Source organism: uncultured Campylobacter sp. (genome assembly GCF_938045465.1).
In the GTDB taxonomy this organism is placed as follows: domain Bacteria; phylum Campylobacterota; class Campylobacteria; order Campylobacterales; family Campylobacteraceae; genus Campylobacter_B.
Genome location: NZ_CALIBF010000083.1, coordinates 1 through 4,517 on the forward strand (window position 1 = coordinate 1; position 4,517 = coordinate 4,517).

Sequence of the window (4,517 nt, forward strand, 5' to 3'; positions counted from 1 at the left end):
TGCCTTCTCAATTTGCTCCATAACATACTCCTTTAAAATTTAAACTTTCTAAATTCTATCTTTTTATTAAAAATCGACATCGTGCGAGCTAGGTTGCTTATATCTTTTTGCATCGTTTGCATAAAATAATCGCGCAGCTGCACATACTCCTCTTTATTTGCCATCAAAATATTTAGTATCTCAACCTCGGCGTTTTCTTTATAAAGCACGAGCTGATCGTGGAGGCCGAAAAAACTGAGACTGCCGTTGCGTAGGTGCATAATAGCCTTTGCTCCGAAAATTCCTGATGCAGCTAAAATAAAAATACACAATATATCAGTTATACTTTCGCCGATTGTCATATCGTATGCATCGGCGGCAAAAATTAATAAAATCCAAAGAATTAGCGCTATTCTTATAAACCAATTTACCCTTTGTCGCATACTGTGTCTGCAATCAAAGCTAATCACCATTGCGCCTATGCTGTTTAGTTCGAAAATTTTGCGAATTTTGTTTTTATGATAATAGAGAATTTTATCGTTTTTAAACTCAAAATACATACCGTCTTTGTCCCTAATTACGGTCAACAATGAAACCAATATAGACGGAAGCATTCGAAAAGTCTTAAGACTAACGGGATTTACTATAGTAGCAAAAGTCAAAAATATAATAAAACCTATCAGTAGCGCCGGAAATTGATAAATCATAAATTCGTAATAAGTATGATCTTTTATTACTATCGGCTCTTTGTCGTAGTCTCTGATCTGAGCTCTAGAATTTTTATTAGAGGCGGCGTGATATAAATGCAAATTTTGAAATTTTGAATCGTTCCTTGTGTTTGAATTTGAGCTGTCTGAATTTTTATCATCAAAATTTAAAATTTTAGAATTCGCACTGTTTAAATCTGAGGTATTAAAATTCGAAGCATCAGAATTTGGGATGTCAAAATTTTGAGCATTAAAATCTTCTTGCAAACCTTGCTCTAAATTTTGATGCCGTTCATTTAGAATTTTCTTTAGCTCTTCGAGCCTTGCTTCGTTCATCCTTATCCCCGTTGATGATCTCAGAAGTTTGCCTATTTTACTCTTTGCGGCTTAAGCGGATATTAAACTACTATAACGCCCCGCCTTCCGTTATTACGCGCCATCATTTCCAATCAGATTGGCATATAATGACAAAATTTTTGCATATTATGCGGATGTCATAAAGTCGATTTTGAACTGAATATTTTTATCGGGTATCCTGTCGGTTGCCATAATCTATTCTATAGCCATTCCTACGCCCATTCTTTCCTCTAGTACCATCATTCTAGTTTCCCAAATTTTCTCAATCCCTTAAATTTCTTTAAAATTCCCTCTAAATTTAAGCCCCGTTTCAAATAGACTTAATAGAATTCTTTCAAATTTCACTCAAAGGTATCCGATGCAAACCGCCCTGGGCTCGCTAGGTCTGATAGCCGCCGTAAATCATATCCCGTTTGATGCCAAGGCGCTTATAAATAAATTTGCGCTAAGCAGCGAGGAGCCGCAGATCGAAGAGCTAGTGCGGATGGCTAAACATTGCGAGTTTAAGGCTAAAATCAAAAAGCTAACTCTTTCAAATTTGATGCGCTATAAACCTCCCTTTATCCTTCAGAAAAAGGACGGAAGCTACTTTAACGTCCTAAAGATCGAGCAGCAAAGCGAAGCGGATATTAAGGCGGCAAACGCTAGCAAGACGGCCGCTGATATAAATAGCGCAAATTCCAAAGACGCGCCATCTTCATCCTCTGCAAACTCATACAATTCCTCCTCCAAAGAATCTAAAGCTTCCCGCTCATCCAGATCCCCTCAATCCAAATCCACACAAGAAAAAGAAACTTCCCTTAAATTTATCGTATTTGACGGTGGAAATTCCGTAAAAGAGCTGGGCGCGAGCGAGCTATTTGATCTTTGTAGTGGCGAGTTTATCGTGCTGGCTCATAAAACTCTGAATTCTCAGATTAAATTCGGCTTTGCCTGGTTTTACAAGCGGATGCTAAGCTTTAAAAGAGTGGTGTTTGAAGTGCTTTTGGCTTCATTTATAATGCAGCTTTTCGGTCTAGTGACGCCGCTTTTTACGCAAGTGGTGCTCGATAAGGTTTTAACTCATCATAGCATTAGCACGCTAAACGTAATTGCATTTGCATTTTTGGCAACTATCATATTTGAGATGCTTTTAAGCCTAAGTAGAAATTATATATTCGCTCACACTACTACTAAAATTGACGCTAGGCTAGGTAGCGAGCTTTTTAGCCATTTAGCTCTGCTTCCGATGACCTACTTTGAAAACCGCAAGGTAGGAAACATCGTTGCTAGAGTGCGAGAACTAGATAGCATAAGAGAGTTTATCGCAAATAAAAGCGTTAGCGTGCTACTTGATATTTTATTTAGCTTCGTATTTGTCTTTATGATGCTGCTTTACAGCGTGAAGCTTACGCTGATCGCAATCGCATTTATAAGCGTAATTGCTGCAATTTATTTTTTTATCACGCCGGTGCTTAGAAGGAGACTGGAGGATAAATTTCAAATGGGAGCCGCTTCAAACTCCTATCTCGTAGAAGCAGTAACCGGTATGCAGACGGTAAAATCTCTAGCGATCGAGGGCAGCATGCAAAAGATGTGGGAGGAAAATCTAGGCAGATACGTCCGCTCATCTTTTAATCTTTCAAATTTAAGCAACGTCGCAAGCGGCTTTGCCTCCGCACTACAAAAGCTTATGACGCTTTGCATCTTATACTTCGGCGTGGGGCTCGTAATAGAAGGCAAGCTAAGCGTTGGTCAACTCATCGCCTTTCAGATGTTTGCGGGGCAATTTAGCGCTCCTGTAATGAGGCTGGTAGGTCTTTGGAATGAGTTTCAGCAAGCCCTTCTTAGCGTTGATAGGCTAGGAGATATATTAAATACTCCAACCGAGCAGAGCACTGATAAACCCATTGCGCTAAATAATATAGAAGGGGATATAAAATTTGACGCCGTAAATTTCAGATATAGGCCGGATCTAAATTTGGTGCTAAAAGATATCAGCTTTCACGTAGAACCGGGCAAAAGCGTAGGCATAGTCGGTAGAAGCGGCAGCGGTAAAAGCACAATTACGAAGCTGATCGAGCGGCTCTATCTGCAAAGCTCGGGCGCCGTTTATATCGACGGCATAGATATCAGACATCTTAATCCCTATCTTTTAAGGCAAAACATCGGCGTAGTCCTTCAGGAAAACTATCTATTTAGCGGCAGTATCAAAGAAAATATCGCTTTTGCCGCAAGCGGGGCGAGTATGGAGGAGATCATCAGAGTTAGTAAGATCGCGGGCGCTCATGATTTTATCGCAGAGCTTGCAGGAGGTTACGATACCTTCGTAGGCGAGCGCGGCTCTAGCCTTAGCGGCGGACAAAAACAGCGCATCGCAATCGCTAGAGCGCTCATAAATAATCCTAAAATTTTAATCTTTGATGAGGCGACCTCTGCACTTGATTACGAAAGCGAAAGCATCATCAATAAGAATTTAAGCGAGATCAAAAAGGGAAAAACCTTCATCATCATAGCCCATAGGCTAAATTCCGTTAAGAATTGCGACGAAATTTTAGTGTTAGATAAAGGCGAGATCGTAGAGCGCGGAAAGCACGAGGAGCTAATGGCTCTGGGCGGCTACTACAAGAGCTTATATGATAAGCAACTAGGATAGGTCGAAGGGTAGGGCGGAATAACAATGCTAAAAATTTTCAAAAGAATAGAGGATGATTCAAACGAGTTTAAGCCTCTTTTAATCGAGATAGAGGATGCTCCGCAAAACCCTTTGGGAAGATCTATCTTATGGATCGCTTGTGGGGCTTTGATATTTGCCGTGCTGTGGATGGTATTTGCTAAGGTTGATATCGTAGTAAGCGCTAACGGCAAGGTCGTGCCCGACGGCGAGATCAAAATTTTAAAATCGCTCGAAAGCGGCGTCGTCTCTAAAATTTTAGTAAAAGAGGGTGATAGAGTAAAAAAGGGCGATCATCTAATCTTAATCGATCCTAGCGTCTCTACGGTAAATTTATCCACCAAGCAAGAGAGTTTGGCGCTACTTGAGTACTCGATAAAAAGGCTTGACGCTCTAAGCTCGGGTAGGAGTCTGGACGCTAACATCAGCGCAGATGAGCTTAGCTTATACAATACGCAAAAATCAAATTACGAAGAGAGCATAAATGTCTATAATCTAAAAATGCAAGCTCTGCAAATGGGGATAAATTCCACTAATTTAGAGGTCGAGAGACTAAGCGGAATTTTAAAGATAGACGAAGCGCGGCTAAGTAATCTAAATAAAGTAAAAGATATAATAGCACGCAAGGATCTATATGAGCTTAAATCCAAGGTAATCGAGCTAAACTCCAATCTTAAAATTTCAAAAGAGAAGCTTGCCGAGCAAAGGGCAAATTTAGACGAGCTAGCTAAAGAGCTTGAGGCATTTAAAAGCCAAAGCATATCCAAGTGGCTCGATGAGATGCTAGCCAAGCAGAAAGAGGCAAGCTCGCTAAAAGCGGA

3 protein-coding genes are annotated in these 4,517 nt (G+C 40.4%); 2 read left to right on the forward strand and 1 reads right to left on the reverse strand.

The window, feature by feature from the left end; all coding sequences use genetic code 11:
* Positions 1–32 precede the first annotated feature (32 nt).
* On the reverse strand, positions 33–1,022 hold the full coding sequence (locus tag Q0413_RS04175; protein WP_298987615.1) for a hypothetical protein: 990 nt from the start codon (positions 1,020–1,022) through the stop codon (positions 33–35).
* 379 nt (positions 1,023–1,401) lie between these two features.
* Between Q0413_RS04175 and Q0413_RS04180 the strand changes: the two genes are divergently transcribed.
* Positions 1,402–3,678, forward strand: coding sequence for a type I secretion system permease/ATPase (locus Q0413_RS04180; RefSeq protein WP_298987617.1), 2,277 nt, complete (start codon positions 1,402–1,404; stop codon positions 3,676–3,678).
* A 24-nt stretch (positions 3,679–3,702) separates the two neighbouring features.
* The coding region (locus Q0413_RS04185) for a biotin/lipoyl-binding protein (RefSeq protein ID WP_298987619.1) at positions 3,703–4,517 on the forward strand (815 nt) is incomplete at its 3' end.

Bases quoted from the DNA above. Each gene is read 5' to 3' on its own strand.
- Q0413_RS04180 (WP_298987617.1), top strand. From the start codon at position 1,402: ATGCAAACCGCCCTGGGCTCGCTAGGTCTGATAGCCGCCGTAAATCAT.
- Q0413_RS04175 (WP_298987615.1), bottom strand. From the start codon at position 1,022: ATGAACGAAGCAAGGCTCGAAGAGCTAAAGAAAATTCTAAATGAACGG.